The organism is Thiothrix sp., from assembly GCF_028714775.1.
Classification (GTDB): domain Bacteria; phylum Pseudomonadota; class Gammaproteobacteria; order Thiotrichales; family Thiotrichaceae; genus Thiothrix.
In genome coordinates this window covers 26088-46635 of sequence record NZ_JAQTLS010000024.1, presented here as the reverse complement: position 1 = coordinate 46635, position 20548 = coordinate 26088, and the positions used below count along the sequence as shown (strand labels likewise).

Sequence of the window (20548 nt, the reverse complement as noted above, 5' to 3'; positions counted from 1 at the left end):
TGGAAGTAACGTCGTGTCGAAAGGTGATTATCATACCATGCTCATTCCCATTTTATCAGCCTTCTCAAGCTCTTCCTCGATCTCCTGCACGATATTTTTAACGTCTATTTCCAAGGATTGCCCCTCAATACTCTTTGCCGCTTCCTTCACCATTTTCGCGGCATCGTCTATTGAACTACCCCACCCCACCACCGCGCCGGCCGTTTCATCGCCGTCGTAGTCCAACGGCAGAACCGTATACGTTCCGTCGATTTTAACGCAGGAATGCAGCTTGATATTTTTCCGATGTTCCTCCGGGAAATAAATGGCCTGCGGTTCCTTAAAGAGCAACCTTTCCGATGTCATCATGATTTCGATACCGTACTTGGCAACCGGTTTCATATCAACCAGAACACCGTTCGCACCTTGCCATACCCGTTCGGCTATGTTGGTATCCATCTCCTGAAGCAACTCGCCCGGCGGGACTCCTTGGCGCATCGTGAGGTCAATCAAATAGGGCTTCCCGTCTTTCCCAACCCGGACCTCGGTACAGAAATCTCCGCGCATGTCATAGTCCTTCAAAACGGGAGCGAGCTTGTCGTTGACTTCCTGCAATGGCTTCGGAATGTTTTTGTATTCCCGGATTTTCGTGAAGTATCCGCGGTTCTTTATTTCAAGGCCGCAACTCACAAACTTCGCATATTTTCCGTCAACGACGGACGGGTCGGTTCCGATTTCAACTTTGTCCTTCAGCCGCTCTTCTACGAGGAACGGGATAACAGTTTTCAGCGGGCCGAGCTTGTAGGCGACGGCATCAAGGATAAGGTCACTGTTCTTTATGTTGAACGAGCGGAAGGTTTCGATCAGCCCGCGCCACTTGCTCACCTTGATATAGACTTCCTTATGGTCAACAAGGTACTTCCGCAGAGCATCTACACCGACAACAGGCTTCGACGGTGCCGTGGGTAGGCCGATCTCTTTGAAGACCCCAATGGCCTTCTCCCGGTTCAATTCCAGTTCTTCCGCAAGCCCGGTTCCCCAAGTGGCCTTCCCGTATTTGTGCTGCGCTTCCCACTGGTAATAGCCAAGGCCCACGCTTGGGTAGCAGATTAAATCCACCGCGTCAAAATGGTCGCCGTGGTAAGAATGTACCACTTCGATTTCATCCATGCCGTACCCGATGTAAGAAGGCTGCGGCATCGGCGCGGAATCCTCGTTGAACAGGTGGTAGTACACCTTCTTGAAGTCGCGGGCCAGGCGAAGGGCGTATTCCAAGAATAGGCCGGAATTGTCCACGACCATGCAGATTACATCGGACGTCTTCTTGAGCGCCATTATTTTTTACCCTTCGGAATGTAGCGTTTGCGTGGGGAGGAAGGTTTATATTTGTTATTGGTCAATTGGTCAAATTCATCATACCCTCCGGAAAGCGCCATGTGAGCGACATTTCTAATGTGCCCCGGTTCCATCGCATCAATTTCTTTTGACGTATAATTTGATCCGTAGTAATCATTGTATGCCATGTAAACATCTTGAGGGTATTTCTTGCCGCTTCCAATAGATTCTGATTTCCCTTTATATTGAATCTCTCCATTCACCACTTGGACATCTGATATGGGCAATTCTATTCGTATTACATTTTTCCCATATCCCGCAGCACCTTCATTACCAGTAACATCTTGGCCTCTTTGAGTTGTAGAAAGGAAATCACCGTATCGAAGTTTTTTAAGTATTCTTTTATCAATATTACCCCCTCGGTAAAGAACAACCATATCACCTTTTATTTCTGCTCCGGCATTTATTAAATCTACTTTTGCCGAACTACCCCTACTGAATTCCGCCATATCCCCAGCGAGTTGCCGGGCCTGCTCGTCGCCGAATTGACGCTTCTGAATCTGCCTGTAAACCTCCCGCCAGCGATTATTAATGTCTTGGGCGTCTTTATAATGGTGGCTATTGTCGAATTTCCTAAGTTTCATTTCGTCAAGGAACTTGGTTGTATAGGAAATCATGTACTGAATAATTTTCTTAACCGTTTCGGGAGCTTTTTCGTAAAGCGATTGCCACCATTCGGGATGAGACATTTGATAAGCACAATGGTCAACAAGGTGTTCCTTTACGGCATTCTCAAAATCGGCCTGCGTAGCATCACCGGTTCCCTTGGCACGCTCGTCCCTTGCCCGGCTCCACGCCGCCGCTTCCCCTTCGGGGGTAAGATTATCAATAACATGGCGCTCAAAGGGTTTCATAAGATCCATGTTGCCCCTTCGCAACGCCTCTATTGACTCGTGCAATCCGGTTACAATATAGGGGTGCGGAAGGTCAACATTGACAAATATTCTATTCATGTCCTGAACGCCGTAAAACTCACCTTGACCTTTTTTCATTTCATCACTGAATTTAAGAAATGTTACTCTCTGCTTCGTAATTGAACGGACAGCGTGGGCCATTCCACTTGCATCTGGTGACGTCGGTTCCACAGCTTCCATATCGCCAGGCGCATAATCCACACCAATACGAACACCGGCTCTTTTCGCCAGAGCTTTAGTAGCCGCCTGGTCAGCCACACTCGCTGATCGTAGGCGCTTTTCCGGTTGATCTGGATTTCCTCGTTCGGGTCGAACTCCTGCTTCGGCATCAAGGCCGCTTCGAGCCTGGCCTCCTCCATCCATTTTTTGTTCTCTTCTTCCGACATTACCGGGATCTCTTTCTGTATTTCCTGGTTCATTCGGGGTTCCTTTCTGGAACAACGGTTGACCTTCGGTGAGTACGGATTCACGCATTTCGGGGGTAATGGGGATGCTCATTTGATGGGATATTTCATCAGACCCATGATAACCCTTTTCTCCGGGATTGTCTATTGAAACTTCTTCTATCTTTGCGTTCCACTTCTTCCCGTACTTCGATAGGAACTGCGGAACCTTGACATTATACAAATTGTGCGCCCATTCCCCGCCGACCCTAAGATTTTCGCCCTTAAGTTCCTGTTCTATTACACCAAGATTTCTTTGAACAATTCTCTCTGCTTGATTTTTAGTTCCGATAAAACGAGATCCACCTGTCTCATAATAGGAGCCGTTTGGTTTTTTAACCGCGTAGGCATCTTCACCTTGAAAAGTTGTTTTCTCAATTGTCCATGCACGATTTTCCCCAGAGGGTTTTTCAAGTAACTTTCTCGCCGGTTCCTTACCTATATAACCTTCTATTTTCTCCGGCATGACATCGCCTTCGTCAATTACTTGTTTACCATCAAGATCGTAAGCAAGCAACCTTTTGTTTCCCGGTTGATAAACTACTCTTGATATTTGCTTCGATAGATCATACCTTGCCGCCGTCTGCTCCCCGTTGATCCACGCCACCCGGTCGTATCCCTCTTCTGCGGCCATGCGGAGAACGCGTTTCAATGCCAATTCAACAGCCTTTCCAGAACCACCAAAGGGCGTTTTCTCTTTTAAAAACCGTTCAGCATTGTCACCTTCGGAAGATATGGGTTGCACCTCTTCAACAAACAGCACCTTCTCACCGTTCGGCCCGGTGCGGTCGTCAAGGCGGACGTGGGCAAGGACGTTCGGTTCGGACCAGTGGGAGGATTTATAGAGTCCCGGAACATCGGCAGGGCTCTCTCTTGTCCTAGCAGCCACCATATTCCTAACGTCTTGTTGCTGTTCTTTGGTCAATTCCGCGTATGGAGAAGAATATTCGTATTGAGCCATTTTATTATAAAGATTGCCCTTATCGGTAGGCAACGTCAGCAGCACCTCCCGGTAATTTTCTCCGCCGGGGAGTTTCCATTGGGAGTATTTGGTTCCCCCTGCAATTTCGTCGGTTCCAACATAATCTTCTTTCGTGAACCCATACTCTTCTGCGGCCTCCTTGATTGTTGAGTTGGTATTCATCACATCGCCACGCTCATTAAATAACGTCCATTCTCCTTGCGCGTTATCTATTGTAAAAACATTTCCGTCCTCATCTTTAAAATTAAACCGCATGCCCGTCGGGGTATCTTCAGACGGTGTTTCCCAATACTTGTCTATATCCTCATGCCCACCTTTTTTAACCTCCTCCACCCTCACCTGATTCTGCGCCACGAAGTCTGCAATTTCCTGCTTCGTCACGCTCGGTTTGTCCTTCAGAAAATCGTCCAGGCCCATCCACTTCCACTCGGCTTCTTTCACGCCGGGGGTCTTGGTAATCATATTGAACATCTGTTCCCCGGTCCCGCGCTCCTGCTTCAATCCTTGAACAGCCTTGAGCGTGGGGGAATAGAAGGGGTCAGCGGCTTTGCGGGAGAAACCTAAATCACTGCCCTTCCCCGCAATAAGGCTGATGTCGCCGAAGGATTCAAAGGGAATATCCTTTTTCGTTACCGCGACACTCGGCATTGCGAGGCCGCCAAGTTCGTCGGCGTGAGCAAGTTTTGAATCGGTTATGTTGTGAAGTGCGACGAGATTTTTGTCCTCCGGTTGCGGCCCCTTCCTCGAAAACTCTAATTCCATCTGGTTCCCGTGTATGTCCGCGTTCTTGAACAACGGCAGGCCACCCAAGTCCTCTTCCCCGCCCTTCTGCTCTTCCTGCCTGCGCTTCACTTCAGCCCGGTCGAGTCGGGCCTTCTCCTCCGCTTCGAGTTGTTCAACCGGCTTCGAGCCGCCGAAAAGATCGGTCTGCTCAAGGCGCGGGGAAGGGGCGGACGGCTCGGCAGATTCGGCAGGGGCGCCGGAGAAGAGATCGGCTTGGCCGGGGGAGGGCTTACGTTGGAACATCGGCTTCCCGTTCTCGTCGAGGGGCGGCTCTTCCTCATCCGCTCCCGGTTCCCGTGGAGGCTGCTCCGGGCGGGTGTCGGGTTCAATCTGCTCTTCGGGCGGCTTCACTGTTTCGAACGGATGCGGGGCTTCCTGCGCTTGCCGTCCGACATCCTCGAAATCGGCAAAAGGATTTTCGGACATCCCGATACTGGTGAGAAAGTCCCGGCCCTCTTCGGTATTGTGATAATCGAACTCGTCTTTTAAAACGGCCTTTGTCTTATCGGAAAGGTGGATCAATTCGCCGCGGGAGTTGCGGATTTTCTTACCCATAACGTAATCCCACTGCTCTTGTCCGCCGGGCTGGTCGAGAATGGATTTTCTAATGCCGGACTTTACATCACGGAGAAATATTTGCTTGTTTACTACGGGGTCGTCGCCGTAAGGCTGATTTAGATTTCGTTCGGGGCGCTTCGGAGCATTCTTACCATAGTCTGCACCGCCGGGTCCTGGTGTTGGAACTTCTGCGGCTGCGCCCCCTGCGACGGGCTGTTCTGGAACCTTTGGGGCGATGGGCGCTGTTGGTTCTGCGGGTTCGGGCGGTCGGCCGGGAGGTTGGGTGCTTGACTCTGGGATATTGCCGCTTTGAACTTGTTCAACCGGTCTTGAAGCTGTTTCCTCGTCTCGGATAGCGGCAAGTCTGTCCTTATACCATGTCTCTTCAGGAGAGCCTCGCTTAACATACCTTCCCTCCTCTATCGGAAGACCTTCAGTATAATAATACTCATTTCCGAATTGTTTTTCAAGAGAATTAATTTCTTCCGATATTTTATCCGCATAGGTCAATTCTGATTGCCGCTTTTTTTCGGTCGCTTCCGCAACAAGACGATCTCTAATCTTGTCCCGAAGAGCTACATTCGCCGCAATATCTTCGGCTGGTATCGTGGCCGCACCACCACCGGGAGGGGTCGGCGGCTTTCCACCGGGAAGCTGGACGTATCCGCCATCACCGAGCGGGCCGGGTTTCGGCGGAGGGACCGGAGCGCCGCCCGGAGCCGGGGGCGGGGGTTCGGGGGGCTTGAGTCCGCGTTTCGCATCTTCGAGCTTATATGCGCGGTCCATCATCCTTTCAATGTATCTGTCGGGATTGTTCAGCCATTTGTACCAAGATTTTATCCCGAATCCGGTTGCACCTTTCAAAATCATCCCCGGATGTCCGGTGAGTAATCCACCTATCATTTCCCCGCCGGTAAAAATATCGGTGAGATCGGCAATGTTTTTCTTTGCACGACGGGCATTGACAAGAGCGCGTTTATTCACTTCCTTCTCAATAGCCTTCAATGCGCCGTATTTGTTTTTAAGTTGCTGATACCCTGGCCCGGTCGCTCGTGTTATTCCTTGATCAAGCTCTTCCCTTAAAGCCTGCGCGACCGAAGCGTCTACCTGTGCTTTCGCTGCTGTAACTCTGTCGGGATTTGCGTAAAAAGCCTTCAGGGATTGGTTGAGTTCGGTAATGCGGGCCTCGATGACTTCAGGTGATTGGCCGTGAAGCTCCCGAATGTCGTTTATCAGCGACTTCGCATAATCCCTGATCTGAGGAGAATGCTTGAGATCGGGTTTAATTACCCAAGATTTTCCATCTTCACTTCTTACTCCGGTTATATTTTCAAGTTTGTCAACAATAGGTTTTGCGTTAAAATTTGCTCCGCTTTCTCCGGCGGCTGTCGCCATAGAATGATACTGGCTGTAAATGTTTTTCTTCGCTTGGTCAATGGCTTGCGCCAATTCCGCCGAAGATCGGGGGTGATGGATTGCTTCACCATTTTCGTCAGTAATTTTTATCGCGTCTTTATGTTCGGCAATCGTCTGAGCGGCATTGCTTACGTTCTGATAAAAACCCTCCATCTTTTTGAGTGTAGGCTTTCCGATTACCGTGGGCTTTATTCCCTTACTCGTACCCTCCTCGGCGGCCTTGGAAAAAGCGGACGCTGCTTTCGCAGCAATGGCTTCGGGGGGCGGATTGATTACGTCTTCTATTTTTCCGGCAATTGCTTTCCCGGCACCGCCGACAGCTTTCTCTATCGGTTTTCCGATAATCGGAATAGGCGCGGCCATCATTGCAGCTTTGCCCGCGCTCTCGGCACCCGAAAGGTTCGCCTGCCCGGCCGGGGTCTGTGTGGCCTTGTACTGTTCATATACGGTTTGTGCTTTTTTAATAGGTTCAATGATCGGCCTTAATTCTTGAACGGGCGAAACAAGCGGCTCTTCGCCAATGGCTGAACGAATTGGATTTACTACCGATTCTATTCCGTGATATACTCCTCTGGCAGCACTCGTCGCTCCCCTGAAAATTGGTGCTACGGCTTCCCCGGCAATGTCCGCAGCGGTTCCAAGTGTTCCAGCGGCAAAGCGGGCTGCACGTTCCGGGATTCCAGCGTAGAGTTCTCCGGTCGAGCCAGGTTGAAGGTGAAGAATGTCGGTTCCAAGAACTGTCGGGGCGGCGACATTTTCTACCATTTGTCGCTTTGCACCTTCACCGATACGGCTTTCAGCATCTCGAACGTATTGATCGACACGACCGATAAGGCCGGGCTTCGGCGCTGGCGCGCTTCCTTGGTGCTGTGCGATCAGGGCATCAACATCATCACCCGCCGGGGATTCCGGCTCTGCAACGGCGGTTCCCTGGTGCTGCGCTATGAGTTTGTCGATGTCATCCATTACCACGGAATTCCTTGGGATTTAAGATAGTCCTGCGCCTTCACGTTCCCGCCGCGGGCCTTTTCGATAAGCGCATTCTCGGCGTTTTGCTTTGCTTCGGATGCCTCCGGTGTCTGTGCATCGGACTTAACGACCGCGCTTATCGGTTTATGTCCCTCATTTTTCCATTTCTGGAAATCGTCATAGTCGATGCCGTTGCTTTCAAGAACATTTTTAAACTCATCAGGCATACCTTTTTCAACATCGGCATATTTTGCAATGCGAGCGTATTGGTTTCTCTGAATCTGTTTTATGAAGGTTTGCTTTTCCCGCTCAATCGTTTCTCCCATTCTTTTTGTAAAATTCTGCTGATCGAGTCCGGTGGGGTTATTTGTCACCCATTCAACTATTTTTTTGGCGTTGCCCCACATTGTCTGAGGAACAAGGGCTTTAACCTGCTCCTGTGCTGATTGGTTTGCCCCTTGAAGCAGAGAATTGAGGCCGATAGCAAGCTCTTCTGTCTGCCTTCTGTCGAGATTAGGAAATTGATAAAAAAGTGACTGTAACCTTTCTGCGCGGTCGAACCCCAATTTTGATACTCCCATGGCTGTCCTTACAGTAGCGGCGGGGTCAATATCGGTTCCGAGCTTTGTAAGTCGGTCGTAAAGACGTTGATCCACCTGCTGCATTCTACCGTAAATGTTGGGGTGCTGCGCTTTATATCTATCAATTTCCTCCATGGCCTTGTTGTGCCGAGCCGTTTCATCCCGCTCCTGCTGTGTCATGCCGGCCGTCTGCTGCTTCTCAGCGGTATCAACAACCGGCTTTGCCACGGCCTCCGGCAGCCCTGCCTGCCCGGCTTGAGCCTGAACCGTTAATGGAGTAGCGCCCGGAGCCTGAGCGGCCTCTGCGGCCTGCCGCTGTGCGATAGGCGTGGTAATTCCGGCCTGCATCTCTTCGGGTACGTTACCCTGCTTCACGACATCCTGCGCCCGCTGATAGGTGTAAGGCTGGTATCCGCCGACTCCAGTGGGCTGGTCATCCGCCTTCATCTGCGCTATTTTTGCCGCGGTATCTGCCGGTTTCCCGTATTTGACATCGGTTCCGAACGTTGGCAAGGGTTCTACCTGGCCCGAAGGCTCCTGAATCCCCTGCATTTTCTGGAACTGCTCTTCTGTGTAGTTTTTGCCATACTTTTGATTGAACTGAGCGAGAGTCATGTTGCCGGACTGAAGATCGGCGTTCATATCCGGAGCCATCCCCCCGGCAATCTTTGTCTGCGCCTGCTGTGCGCTGAACCGGTCGATAAACCCTTTCACCTGTTCCCACGTCACTCCGGGTTGACCCAAAAAACGCTTGAGAGCGTGGGGATTCATGCCGCTCTTAGCAAGTTCATCCATGATCGCGGGCATTTGCGCCCCCAATCGGTGCGAATACTTATCACTCGGCTCGTCCTTCTGCGGTGCTAACGTATCCAAATCCACGTTCGCCGGTCCCGCCAGATGCCCGAAGGCATCCTTCAACTGCGCGTAGGCCACGCCGTTCTGGTAGTTGTTGTTGTGCCGGGCAACCATCGGGTCAATCACCGCTTGCGCCATCGCTCCGGTGTCTTGGGCAATGCCGGAAATGTCGCGGGTGATCGGCGCAGCTGCGCGAAGATAATCCATCGTTTCAAGCTGTGGAGGCATAGTTGATTCCTTTATACCTGAAATTTCTTCTGTTGCGAACCCGTGAAAGCACTCATAGCCGCGAGCCGGTCGATCCCGGATTGCCGGTCGCGCTGTTGTCTGGTATCGGCCTGCTGAAAAGCCACGTCCCTGCGCTTATCCGCATACTCCCGGTTGTAATACGCTTCCTGTTTCGCATTCGCGGCATCGGTAGCCTTCTGCTGTTTGCTCATCGCCCAGAGGTTCACCCCGGTATTGATGATGCCTCCTAAGAGGCCGAGGCCAGCGCCGATAACCGTCCCGAGGCCGGGGGTTATCATCGAGCTGGGCGAAGTCCCGGTTCCTACTGCCGATGCAACCCCGCCACCCGCTTCACTTACAAACCCGCTCGCACTATCGGGCATGGATAAAGCCGGAGAATACGCTGAACCGCCAGATACGCCTATTCCAAACATTCCATCTGCCATAGAGTGTCCTTATTGAGTTATTGTCTCATTTGTCGGCTTACCATTTGCATCAAGTACAACCCATCTATGATTTCCATCGGCCATTTGAATAGTTTTACCCGTTGTTAAATCGGTAAATACTTGTCCCGGTAACGTTCCAGGTTCTGATCCGCCAGAATATCCTTGCCAAGCAACTAAAATATTTTTTCCATTAACATTAACTCTCAATGGAGAATTGTTATTAAGTGCCTGAGCACCTTCTGGTGAATTATTTAGATCTGATATTTGTTTCTGGTTAAGTACCGGCATATTGGCGACTAGTTTATTGACAGCGGCAATATCCGATGGATTGCTTTTCAGCATTGATTCTATTTCGTTGGCATTAACTTGAGAAATATCAGTTACTTGTTTTGGAACTCCACCGACGTTTTGATATAGATTTCCCTTTGCGCTTGTAAATAGTCCATTTGCCGAACTTCCCGGTCCGCTTGTCGGAACACTTACTGTACCTCCACCGACATCTGTTACCGTATTGCCTTTACCTGCGGCATTTGCTATTATATCCTGAACAAAATTTCCTCCGGCCGTTGCTGCGTTTAGTGCCGAAAGATCATCCCCCTGTGTTTCCAGCATCGCCGTCAGGGTAGCTGCACTTAGATTGGGATTATTAGTCATCAGGGTAGCTATATCATTCATTGTTTTAAGCGCGTTCTGTGACTTTCCAAGCGCCATAACCTGCGCTGTGGTCATCTGTGTTCCTAATCCTTGGCTCATCAGACCGGCAATCTGTCCGGCATTCTGCGGCGTGATCCCCTGATTGATAAGCACCTGAGCCGCATTCAGCGCATCGGCTTTTATCGTTTCGCCTTGGTTGAATTGCTGTCCTTGGCTTTGAAGTCCGAGGCTTGCCGCTTGCTGTGCCGCCGTCTGCGCGTTCGCCTGTTCACTGGCAGCAATCTTTCCCTGAAGGTCGCTGCGTTGCCCGCGGACTCCGCTCTGTTCCTGGGCGAGCATGGATTCCTTCACGTTGGCCGGCACGTCGTTACCGAGGGCTGCGATCTGCTGTGCGCCCTGCTGAAGTCCGGTTGCCGCCTGTGTGTCGAACTGCCGGACCTGCCCAGCCGCGATGTTCTGGTCGGCCTTGCTGTTCCCCGCCGCAATCTGATCGATCCGGGAAATGTTCGCCTTGGCAATGTTCTGTTGATTCTGCCCCACGATAGGCTGCGGAACGTAAGGGTTTGGTGCCGCCGCGGTCGTGGTCGCCGGAGCCGCAGGAGCGGGCTGGTACGTGCTCATCACGTCCGCTTTCGCCTTTGGGAGAGGCCCGGCGGCCGCCACGGTCGAGGCTGAAGGGGTTCCAGTCGCTCCGGTCGTCGCCACGGATGGAAGTTTCGTCCCAGAAAAACCATAATCCGGCATGGAATATGGTGTCTTAAAGGTGCTGGCGAATCCAGCATCCAATGCTTTTGGAGTAGTCTGGTTGAACTTAGTGTCCACCGCCTGCCCGCCGGTTCCCGCCGCGAATCCCGGCTTCTCCGGTATTTTCAATGCCTGCCGCAGCGCGTTTGTATCAATCGTTCCCTCTTCAGCCTGCTTACTCAACTCCACGCGGATGTCTTCGGGAAGGTTCTGCGTCGCCTGTGCGCTCAAAACGGTTTCCCCTTCATGCACGTCGCCCGCCACGCGGTCGGGTTGCACTTCACCGTCCGGCCCGGCGCCAGTGTCCCTGCTCATCCCCGCGAGCATTTTCCCGCCGATAGGGGCAACCCCAGCCGACTCTTCCGGCGTATCGTCCACGGTTCCCTGCTTGCCGATAGGAGCGCGAAGCTTTGCGGTCCCGGTACGCAAGGGCGAGGCCGTTACAATAGTGATCTGGTCCTTGACCGGCTTTTTCATTTCAGCAACCCATGAGGGATGAGTCAACATAGTGTGTTCCTTATCAAATTAAAATGGAGTCGATACCGTATTTTGTGCCCCGTCGATTTTCCACCAGACGCGAATTGCAGAGCCCAGTCTGTTCTTTATTGACAATATCGCCGAGTTCGGCGGAGTCTGTTGCGTCGTAATGATACAAAATTTGTTGTCGCTAGAGGGGTCATTTGCAAGTGTACTTCCGATATAGGCGAGATCCCCATTGTACTCCGTATCGTGAAGCGGTTGAACGTAAAACTCCGTGTTGCCATAATAAAACACAAAGTCGGCAAAAACAACCGCCCCACATAAACTTCCGGTATCGACAATTATGGTTCCTCGTCCCATGAATGCGCCATTGTAATTCGCCTTGAAAAGCAACTCAAGCTCTTCATCATCGACAAGCGATTTTGCACCCTCGATATTGAACGGCCCGAACCGGGGGTCTCCGGCATCGACTGCCGCCCCTATCTGCGCGGGGTTATGAGCATCAACTATATGGGAACCGACAGACCGGACGCTTACCCATCCGTACCCATCGAAAACGAAATGCGTTTTCAGGTTGCCGACATAGACCACATTGCCTTTTGCGGGAGATATTTCCGTCCATGACAGGGTGGCGGAAACGTATTGGTAAATCTTGGTTATGCTCCACCCGTAGGCCGTTGCAAGGGCAATATACCTGTCACCATTCGCAGGAGCTCCCAATACCCCGCTCGTCGGATCATAAAACGCCAGCACCGGGGCGAGGAGCAGGCCGGTATCCAACGCCTGCCCGTCGGGTGCGCCGATCTTGTCAATCATGGCTTTCCAGTTCGCCACTTCCCGCGCACCGCATCCAATGTCCGCTTCAGTTGCCACAAACGGATCGCCGACGCTGTTTAATGTCCAACCCTTGTATGATTCCGGCATGTTCTTTCTCCTTTAATTCATTATCCCATGTAAATACATAAACCGTGGCACTCCGTTCTCGTCCTTTTTCACCCCGTAGTCTTGGCAATAAATGGATTCCATCGCTCCGCTCTCGATATGGCCGAGACAAAGGTGCCGGAAATATCCCGGCGGGATGAGATAAATTTTGTCGATCATCCCCCGAAGAAATCCCTGTGCCCACTCGATCTTTTTCATCGTCCGAACACGGTCTTCGTTGCCAAGATAACGGGCGAGTAGTTCCTTGAAAAACTCCGGGCAATCGTTCACGTAGAAAATGGACAGGTCCGGGTATCCCCGCGTGGTGCCGAAGTACGGTTTTCCTTTGAGCGGGAAGTCGTACCATTTATCAATAACCGTGTCCGTGTCCACCTTTAACATCTGCGGCCTCTCCGTGGCGAGCTTGAGTGATACCAGGTCCGCCGCCTGAATCATCGAATACGACTGCCGCTTCCCGAACTCCTTGTCGCCCCTGTCAATCGTATCGTCGATGGAAAGCGGGTCAATGGGAAACTCGTCGTGAAACTCGTATTCCACTTCGGGCGGCACTTTCGAGCGCACCTGATCGATGCACGTCTCCCGGAGGGGAGTGAGGGTTGCGGCGGTATGGTATTGGAGAAGGGTCATGTTACATTCCAACTTTGCAAAAGTCCTTTTATTGATCTGCTATCGGTAAAAATTTCCATGTTTTTGCACCGATTGTTATTGACAATGTATCATTCGCTCCATCAATCATTTTTATTGTATCGATTACCGAGCCGGTTGCTCCACCAACAAGGAGCTTTTTAATCCTTATCGAATCAAGATTGTTTTTCCTCAAGGTATCGGCCAAGTGACACTTACCCGAACTGTCCGCCGTCCCCGTAAGCGTTCCTATAAGACGAGTTATTCGAGACGTGTCGCCATAATATCTTTTTGCATAGTTTCCCCCTGTTATCGTGACGGTATCGGTTTTTGATCCGGCAAAAACCAATCCAACAATAATCAGGCAGTAATACGGTATTTTTCCACCCATAAACTACTTTCTAATCTGCAAAAGACAAGAGCGGTTCCGTAAACGGCTATTTTCCACGAACCATTAGTTGTCTGGTCGCCTATAAAAATTCTCTTATCAAAATTTCCACCGGATTGAGTGACCGCCTGTATTAATCCCTTAACGACACCCAAAACCGTTATCTGTCCATTTAATTGCGAACTTCCCGCAAGGTCATTGTTAGAAGGGGTAATTACTTCATCATAAAACTTCAATTCATCCATGTCACCGGCAAAATAATTTCGAGGATCAAAGCCGCCATCCTGTCCCCCAATAACATAATAAGTCTGTGGCGTTCCTATTACTTTTCCGGTCGTTGAATAAACAGAAATACCATTTATAAAAAATTCCCATGCTCCATTGTTATACGTTATCAACCAATCAGCCCACGTATCCAGGGCAAGGGATGCTATTGATCCGGTATTAAAATTACCTAAATAATAATTTACATATATTATTCCATTTTGCAATCCAATTATCCAACTCGCATTCGGATATGAATAATCAGCAAGAATAAAAGCATAATCGGTCCAGAGGTGAGGGCGCAGCCAAAATCGAATAGAAAACTTATTTGTACTAATGAATTTCAACGGATCAATATTTGAAAATCTTATTATTTTAGCCGTATATGGATTTGATCCGTTATAAGGAAAATGAAAGGCGTTTCCGACAACTCCGGCAACGTATTCTCCTGTTGTTGATCCGGTATAATTGCCCCAACCTCCGACAATGTTATTCCCCATGCTGTCAAGCACATTGTTTTCTGCTTTTAACCATGCAACAGGGGCGGTCATAAATTATCCTAAAATCGTTATAGGTTCTGTCAACCCTATCGTCTCCGCGCTTATCTGCTGGCCGGAAATTGACATATCCACCGTTGTTGTATCTGCCACCGTCACCGGCGGGTGCTCGTCGGCGATTACCCCGGCAATGCTTTTTTTGAGTTCCCGGTGCGTCGCATACCTCGCATCGTGGTCCGCATTGTCCGCCTTGTAGTCCGGCATCACGGAAGTATGCGTGAATGTCTGAACCGAACGCTTTGCCAGAATTTTATTGATTTCCGAGACCTTTAGAATCAAGTCGTTCACCCTGCTCTTCAGCCAGTTAATATCGTCCTGGTGCCCGTCCACCTTTTCGGGAAGGGGCTGTTTGTTGCTGTCAACTTTGTCAATCTCGCTCATGGCAACACGATCTTTCCCGAATTGTTTTTCACATCGTTATAGAAATAATCGGTCGCGTCATCGCTGATATTCGTACTGTAAAACCGGGCGTGGGCGATGTACCTGTTCGGCCCGCCGGGAGTGAAAATAATGTCGCCTGCGACTGAGGTGATGAATGCCCGATAGAGCGTCCACGACCCGGATGTCCCGATAACATGAAGTGTCTGCACCGCGCCGCCGATGGAGAGGACCACGGCCCCGAGCGACCAGAACAGGCAGCTCCCGTTTTGTCCGGCCCCGATGTCCAACGGCGCTGAAATACGAATCGCGCACGATTTCCGGGCTTCCGGTCCTTGGGCCGGGCGAGCATCATCGGAAGCTATCGTCTGAGCATTGTACCGGTTCAAAAGGGTGCCGCTGATAAAGTCCGGGTAGAGGTAGTATCCTGCGAGTTCCTTCTGTAATTCGAGTTCATAGGAAAGTCGCTTGTCCGGTTCCACCGCCCGCTTCGAGTTGTCATAGTACGACTGCCGATTCATTATCAGGTGGTCACCATCGCTCGAAATGAGCTCAAGGGCGATACGGTGAGCATCGACTTTCTTGTCGGTCTTCACCACGCCGTCGAACGGAATCTTGAGTGCCGTGGCCGCCGGCAGGAGTTCGCCGTTTTTATACAGGTTCAGGTCCACGGAAAGGTCCGTAGGATACCCGGCGGCATCGTAGCCGGTAGCTCCCTCATGGCTTTGGAGGTACGGCCGGAAATACGCCATGGCCTGAAGTATTCGGATAAACTCATGCTCGAAGGTTCCCCGGTCATCTCCAAATTTCACCAGCCGGCCGAAGGCATTGCCGCTCTTACCAGTCCAAACCTTCGACATATCCGTGCCCACGGCCCCGTCTCTGGTCGAAACGTCCCACCAGAACATATCCGTGGCATCGTAAACGAGCGAATGCGACTGCCCGTTTTTGTCGAACACTTCCAGCGCCCCGGCGCCGCCATTCCGCGGCATAGGCATATCCGCGGCTGGAACCTCATAGAACCCTATCCCCTGGTCCGGGTTGATCGCATGGCGCAGGCAAAGGTCTGTCCCTCCCGGCGCCGCTGACGGCACGAGCAGGCCGTCTTTGTAGAGCCCGGTGCCGTAGGCCATTTTTCCGTATGCCCCGGTGAACGTATCGTCGCCATCCGCAGCAACGCCGCCCGTTGTGGAGCCGTAGATCGTAATGCCATTGAACGGGTCGTACCCAATGGTGATGTCGGGGATAATGGTCTTCAGGATGTTCACACAGCGGTCTTTGGCAAGGTTATCGGTGAAGGTGGTGCCGTCGCATATCCTCACCCCGGGCTCGTTCGTGAAGACCCAATCCTGGCCGTTTGGGAGCTTCTTCACGCTCGAATAGGTGCGAACCCCGATGCCATCATTCCACTTGATGTCGTAGAGAATCGAAATATGGATTGATAGATTCACGTCGAACGTCAAAACCGAGGCCGAGTTCAGTGAGTACCATGAGTGTTTGCAATAAATAGCGCATTTCGAGGGGAACACGGAAACTTCCATTATGGTGTCCTTGAGCGGCAACACTTGGCGCGGATTGTAATAGCCGACCTGATATTCCTTCCCGGCAAAGACCTGTTGATAATAAAGGTTCGTTTCCCCACGAATTGCGGCGTAGAGAAATCCGGCATCGAATCGGCCGACGCTGCATTCCGGGAGAGGATCGTTGAACCGTTGCCAGAGCGAATAGTTCACCACACGCTGCCGGAGAATATCATCCGTGATCGTGTCGTTCCAGTTCCGGCACTGCGGGTCAAGAGCCCCAGGAATGCCGTCCGCCGTCGTGGTTCCCGCTTCAGCAACCGTAAGATGGTCAGCATCCACGTATCCGGTAACGCGCAAATAATAATAATCCGGCAGGAAAATGGTCTTCCCGACATCATCGGGAATAAACTCATCCCCGGCAATCCGGGTAATGGTTTTCATGGCCTGAGTAAATCGAAATACGCGAATGGCCTTTCCCAAAGTCTCATCCCCGCCGATTGCGCAGGGCTGCGAGGCAATGGTCGTTCCGCCTCCGGTCACGTATCCGAGATTGCTGGTTGAATACCCGGTAATCGTGACCTCGGTGCCGTCCAAAAACCGGAGCCGGGAGCCGATATCGCCGATGTCAATTGATCCGCTGGAAATGATAAGATTTTTCGCGTATCCAATGGTTTTCACTTCGGCTACCAAAACCTTTGCCGCCGCCGGCTCACCCGCAAGCATGAACTGTTCCTCGTTGTTGCCCTTGAGAATACCGTCATCGCCGAAGTCCAAGGACCGGTACACTGGTAGGTGCGTTACTTGGCGTTCAGGCTTTCCGGTAACCGGGTCTGTGGGAACGAAAAGCACCTGATCGTAACTCTCTCCTCCAAGTCCAACCGGTGAGTAATAATACTGGCTGGTAACGGTATCCAACTTCAAAATCGGCTGAAGGTCAACGCCCGCGGTGCCGGAGGTAGCTGCTTCGAGTTCCCCGCCATCGTTCGGGTTTGTCATCACGAAATGGTCGGTATCATAAATGAATGTGATGTATGGATTATAGCCCCGGAGCGCGAGTTCAATCAGGCGGGCGACATCGGCCATGCTCGATACGCCGGAAAAGTCTACGGCAATACAGCACGGATTTCCGTCGATGTTGATGTTGAATTGTCCGTTGGTAATAGCCGGGACTCCAACTGTCCCGCCCCATCCCGTCGGAATCTGATACCCGGCATCGAGCGTGCCACCGATAATCTGGTCGTAAGTGTCTTCCGAACTCGCCACGCCTACGGGCCGCTCGCTGTATTTCGTTCCGTAATCTACGAGCTTGTTATCAATGCCGTTCGCCGCGGTCTCATGGTCAATCGGATAAACCGTTCTGTCTTTCCCGTAAATCCGCGCACCGGTATAAAGATATTTGTATTTGAAGGTGGTCTTCGGCGTTGCGGTTCCATCGGGAACCCTCGTTGATGGAATTGCAATGTTGCATTTCCAATAGGTAACGAAACTCCAATCAACGAGGTTTATTCTGAATATCCCCCCGGAAACGCCTATCTGTTTGCAAAACAGAAAGGCGAAATCTCCCTGCTCTTCCACCACGGAAATGTCGTCTGAAAGTCCGCGATTGGAAAGGCAGAGACATTCCGTATAAGACTTCATGTAAACGTCGGAAATGTAAAGTCTGTTGCCTATATGGTGAAGAACCTTGTTGCTTTTCTTATGGAGAGTGGAGGAATTGAGTTGCCCGGTGGTCCAGCCGTTCAGAGTATCTTCAGGGGCCGATACGACGCTATCTACCTGGACGGTATTTTCGTTGATCCAGTTTTTTATTCGAGCGGGAATACCGGAATCGTTGACAACATAGTTTCCGATCTCATCTGGAGAGAACGTGCCATCTATTAAGACAATTTCATCGGATGTTTGTACAAACTCTATCCCGCTGCGGAATTGCGGGAACTGAACATTCGACCAGAGGGCGCACCCGCCGCAAGGTTCGAGCTTCCGGTCGAAAGGGATGTATCCGTTACTGAAGGCAATGGCATCGTTGGGAATTACGGGAATGTCGTTGAACATCCCGGACGAAAACCGCTTCCCCGTTTTTGAACTTCCCTGTTCGCGGGTAATAAGGTTCTCGTCTTGCAGAACCGTTCGTGGTGCGAACTGCTGCATGAAACGGGTTCCTTATCGGTGGAGTTTTATGCCATTGACCAATGATCCGTCCGCCATTGCCACCTGCGCCGCGGTGAGTCCGCCTCCCGGAGCTGCCCACGATACGATTTTCCGTATGTGGTACTCGGCCCCGGCAACCAGATACTTTGTCTCGATGGTCGATGCCGTTCCATAGGGGTTTACATAGGTAATAGTGGCGAACCCGTCAACATCAACGGAAATAGATTTGGCGTTCTGAATGATCTGAGGCATGAGATTTCCCGAATACAACATTTCGGTCTGCGTGTATCCGAGCAGGTGCGCGAGATACCACTCCATCGATTTGTTTTTGCCGACTTCGAGACCGGCAATTTCATCGCTTTCGACGCTCATTAAAAGCCTCCTACCAGTAAAGGGGTTCCGTGAATTTTTGGGCCGCATTCGCACCGCGGCGATACTCTCTCTGAAACTTCGGAATCCAGAAATTTTCAAACTTGGTCGCAAGGTCGCTGTCCGCCCCGTGTTCGCTCGCCTGTAATTGCGCTCGAACGAAATCCCGCAGCGCGTCTTCAAAGTCTTCGGGAATCATCAAGGGAATGTTTTCACTGATGAGCCGCGGGGGGAGAAAATTGAACTGGCAAAAGTAAATATCGGTCGAATCGCCCGGATCATCCTTGAAAGTGATATGCGGAGGTGTGCTTTCGAGCGCCGGGCTGCTGTCCACCGGAATGTCGCGGACGAACATCCTGTTGTTTCCCATGTAATACGGGTTCTGCTCTCCGTAAAGATAGGGCTCACCCATATACAGCATGTTAAGACCGTAATCTTCGGTCGAATCGACAAAAATCTTCAACACGGTATCCGGAGTGACTGCGTATACTGTTCCACCAATGGTCTTTTGAGGAGTTCCGCAGCCAAGGTTTGCAGCGATAATGTCGTAATCGTAAGTCCCGGCAACGGTTTTCAGATACGGCTCGAATCCCTTGTTTTCGGTGCCGTGAAATATGCGCTTGTAGCCAAGGCTTTTCCAAAGCCGATCTTGGCCTTTTTGGATGAACGAAAGCAAAGACCGGCTGCCCGTTGAGCGGGACCAGCCGGCCGGAAGGTCAATTTCAAGAAGGTCGAGTAATGAAGCTGTGCTCACGTAACGACCTCTGCGGTTTCAGGTTTCTTGGGCGCCGGGCCTACGGGTATTTTGGTTTCCCCATTCTGCGCCACCACTATCGCTTCGATCAGGGCTTCACGGTTCGGCAGAGCTTCGGGACTCTCGATGCCGAGTTCGTTTGCCCGTGCGATAAGAATTTGCTTGTTGAGATAATCGCCCCGGTGCGGAGACCGCATGTCTACGAGCTTCCGGGTATCCGCCGGTTCGGTTTGCACCTGATTTTCTTGGCGAGCCGCCGAAGCCGGGGGGACCGTCGGGCCGAGCTGGGCTTCCCGCAGCGCGGCCTTCATCTCCGGGCTCATGTTTTTTATCTCGTCCATGGTACGCGGAACAGCGATATCGGATGAACCGGTTTCCATCATGCTCTCCGCAATCGCCTTCTCGATCTCCGGGCGGATCTTGAAACGGAATTCAGTTGAGGAAGTCCAACCATGCTGAATGTTCCGGTTCTCCCTGATTATCCGTTCGCACTCTTCCGTCTTGTCCCACACGTTGTCGGTAAAAATCGTCGCGCGCGGGTAGAGTTTCTTCCCGGTGTCTTCGTCCGTTGAATTCATGAACTCTACGGCAGCATCATGGTTCCGGTAGCTGGTTCCTACTTCCCGGCCATCGCTTCTGATCACGCGGTAAAGCGGAAACTCTTTCCATAACCGGTCCCGGATGCAATCGAACCACGGACGAATTGACGATGCCGGCAGAACTCCGGTGGCGGAATGATAGGCGACCACTTCGTAAACCGAATTCAGGGGATCAGCGATAAGGACCCGGTTATACCATCCATCATCGTCAACGATGAATGCCACGGACAGGCTGCTTTTGGGGGAAACAGGCTCAAATCGTATCCCTGGCCTGTTGCTGTCGGTGATCCACTCAACCTTGTACCGCGGACCTTCCACGGAGGCCATGGGCGAGTCTTTATCCATGTCGGTGACACGGACATCGAACGGGCCGCGAAGTGTCTGGCCCCATTTGTGTTTGAACCTCAGACGGCACTCAAAAAAGGAAATGCCGTAATTGATGGCATCCTGGTACTGGTCAGGAACCGTAGCGAACTGTCCGAAAGTCCTTGTTTTCTCTTCCATAATTCCCTCTTACGCCGAGGTCCGCGGCGCTGCGGTGTTATTGGGTTATGCCCTTACTGCGGGCTTTGGAA

General features: G+C 51.5%; 14 protein-coding genes. All 14 read right to left on the bottom strand.

From position 1 onward, the window contains the following. Positions 1 to 30 precede the first annotated feature (30 nt). The 14 genes from PHE17_RS18155 to PHE17_RS18090 are packed head-to-tail and all read right to left on the bottom strand — an operon-like array spanning position 31 to position 20477. Entirely contained in the window at positions 31 to 1314 is a 1284-nt protein-coding gene (locus PHE17_RS18155) for a hypothetical protein (RefSeq protein WP_301017328.1), read from the bottom strand. After that, positions 1314 to 7436 carry a hypothetical protein gene (locus PHE17_RS18150; protein ID WP_301017327.1) on the bottom strand — a complete coding sequence of 2041 codons (6123 nt, stop codon included), beginning with the start codon at positions 7434 to 7436 and terminating at the stop codon, positions 1314 to 1316. Before PHE17_RS18150 ends, PHE17_RS18155 begins: the two co-directional genes overlap by 1 nt. Continuing rightward, the gene (locus PHE17_RS18145) at positions 7436 to 9103 is read right to left on the bottom strand and encodes a hypothetical protein (RefSeq protein ID WP_301017326.1); all 1668 of its coding nucleotides are present in this window, start codon (positions 9101 to 9103) and stop codon (positions 7436 to 7438) included. Before PHE17_RS18145 ends, PHE17_RS18150 begins: the two co-directional genes overlap by 1 nt. Before the next feature lie 11 nt (positions 9104 to 9114). Beyond that, the gene (locus PHE17_RS18140) at positions 9115 to 9549 is read right to left on the bottom strand and encodes a hypothetical protein (RefSeq protein ID WP_301017325.1); all 435 of its coding nucleotides are present in this window, start codon (positions 9547 to 9549) and stop codon (positions 9115 to 9117) included. Between the two features lie 9 nt (positions 9550 to 9558). After that, entirely contained in the window at positions 9559 to 11454 is a 1896-nt protein-coding gene (locus tag PHE17_RS18135) for a hypothetical protein (RefSeq protein ID WP_301017324.1), read from the bottom strand. Between the two features lie 18 nt (positions 11455 to 11472). Then, positions 11473 to 12351, bottom strand: a complete 879-nt coding sequence (locus PHE17_RS18130; protein ID WP_301017323.1) for a hypothetical protein — start codon at positions 12349 to 12351, stop codon at positions 11473 to 11475. 12 nt (positions 12352 to 12363) lie between these two features. Next, the gene (locus PHE17_RS18125) at positions 12364 to 12996 is read right to left on the bottom strand and encodes a hypothetical protein (RefSeq protein WP_301017322.1); all 633 of its coding nucleotides are present in this window, start codon (positions 12994 to 12996) and stop codon (positions 12364 to 12366) included. 28 nt (positions 12997 to 13024) lie between these two features. After that, positions 13025 to 13384, bottom strand: coding sequence for a hypothetical protein (locus PHE17_RS18120; protein ID WP_301017321.1), 360 nt, complete (start codon positions 13382 to 13384; stop codon positions 13025 to 13027). Further along, on the bottom strand, positions 13354 to 14196 hold the full coding sequence (locus PHE17_RS18115; RefSeq protein ID WP_301017320.1) for a LamG-like jellyroll fold domain-containing protein: 843 nt from the start codon (positions 14194 to 14196) through the stop codon (positions 13354 to 13356). The genes PHE17_RS18120 and PHE17_RS18115 overlap by 31 nt, the downstream gene beginning before the upstream one ends. A 3-nt stretch (positions 14197 to 14199) precedes the next feature. Beyond that, positions 14200 to 14583, bottom strand: a complete 384-nt coding sequence (locus PHE17_RS18110; RefSeq protein ID WP_301017319.1) for a hypothetical protein — start codon at positions 14581 to 14583, stop codon at positions 14200 to 14202. Continuing rightward, positions 14580 to 18251, bottom strand: coding sequence for a hypothetical protein (locus PHE17_RS18105; RefSeq protein WP_301017318.1), 3672 nt, complete (start codon positions 18249 to 18251; stop codon positions 14580 to 14582). Before PHE17_RS18105 ends, PHE17_RS18110 begins: the two co-directional genes overlap by 4 nt. A gap of 12 nt (positions 18252 to 18263) precedes the next feature. Then, positions 18264 to 18623, bottom strand: coding sequence for a hypothetical protein (locus PHE17_RS18100; RefSeq protein ID WP_301017317.1), 360 nt, complete (start codon positions 18621 to 18623; stop codon positions 18264 to 18266). A 10-nt stretch (positions 18624 to 18633) separates the two neighbouring features. After that, positions 18634 to 19374: a hypothetical protein gene (locus PHE17_RS18095; RefSeq protein ID WP_301017316.1), complete on the bottom strand. Its 741-nt coding sequence runs from the start codon at positions 19372 to 19374 to the stop codon at positions 18634 to 18636. Beyond that, a complete protein-coding gene (locus PHE17_RS18090; protein WP_301017315.1) occupies positions 19371 to 20477 on the bottom strand; it encodes a hypothetical protein in 1107 nt (368 codons plus the stop codon). The genes PHE17_RS18095 and PHE17_RS18090 overlap by 4 nt, the downstream gene beginning before the upstream one ends. Positions 20478 to 20548: the final 71 nt, after the last annotated feature.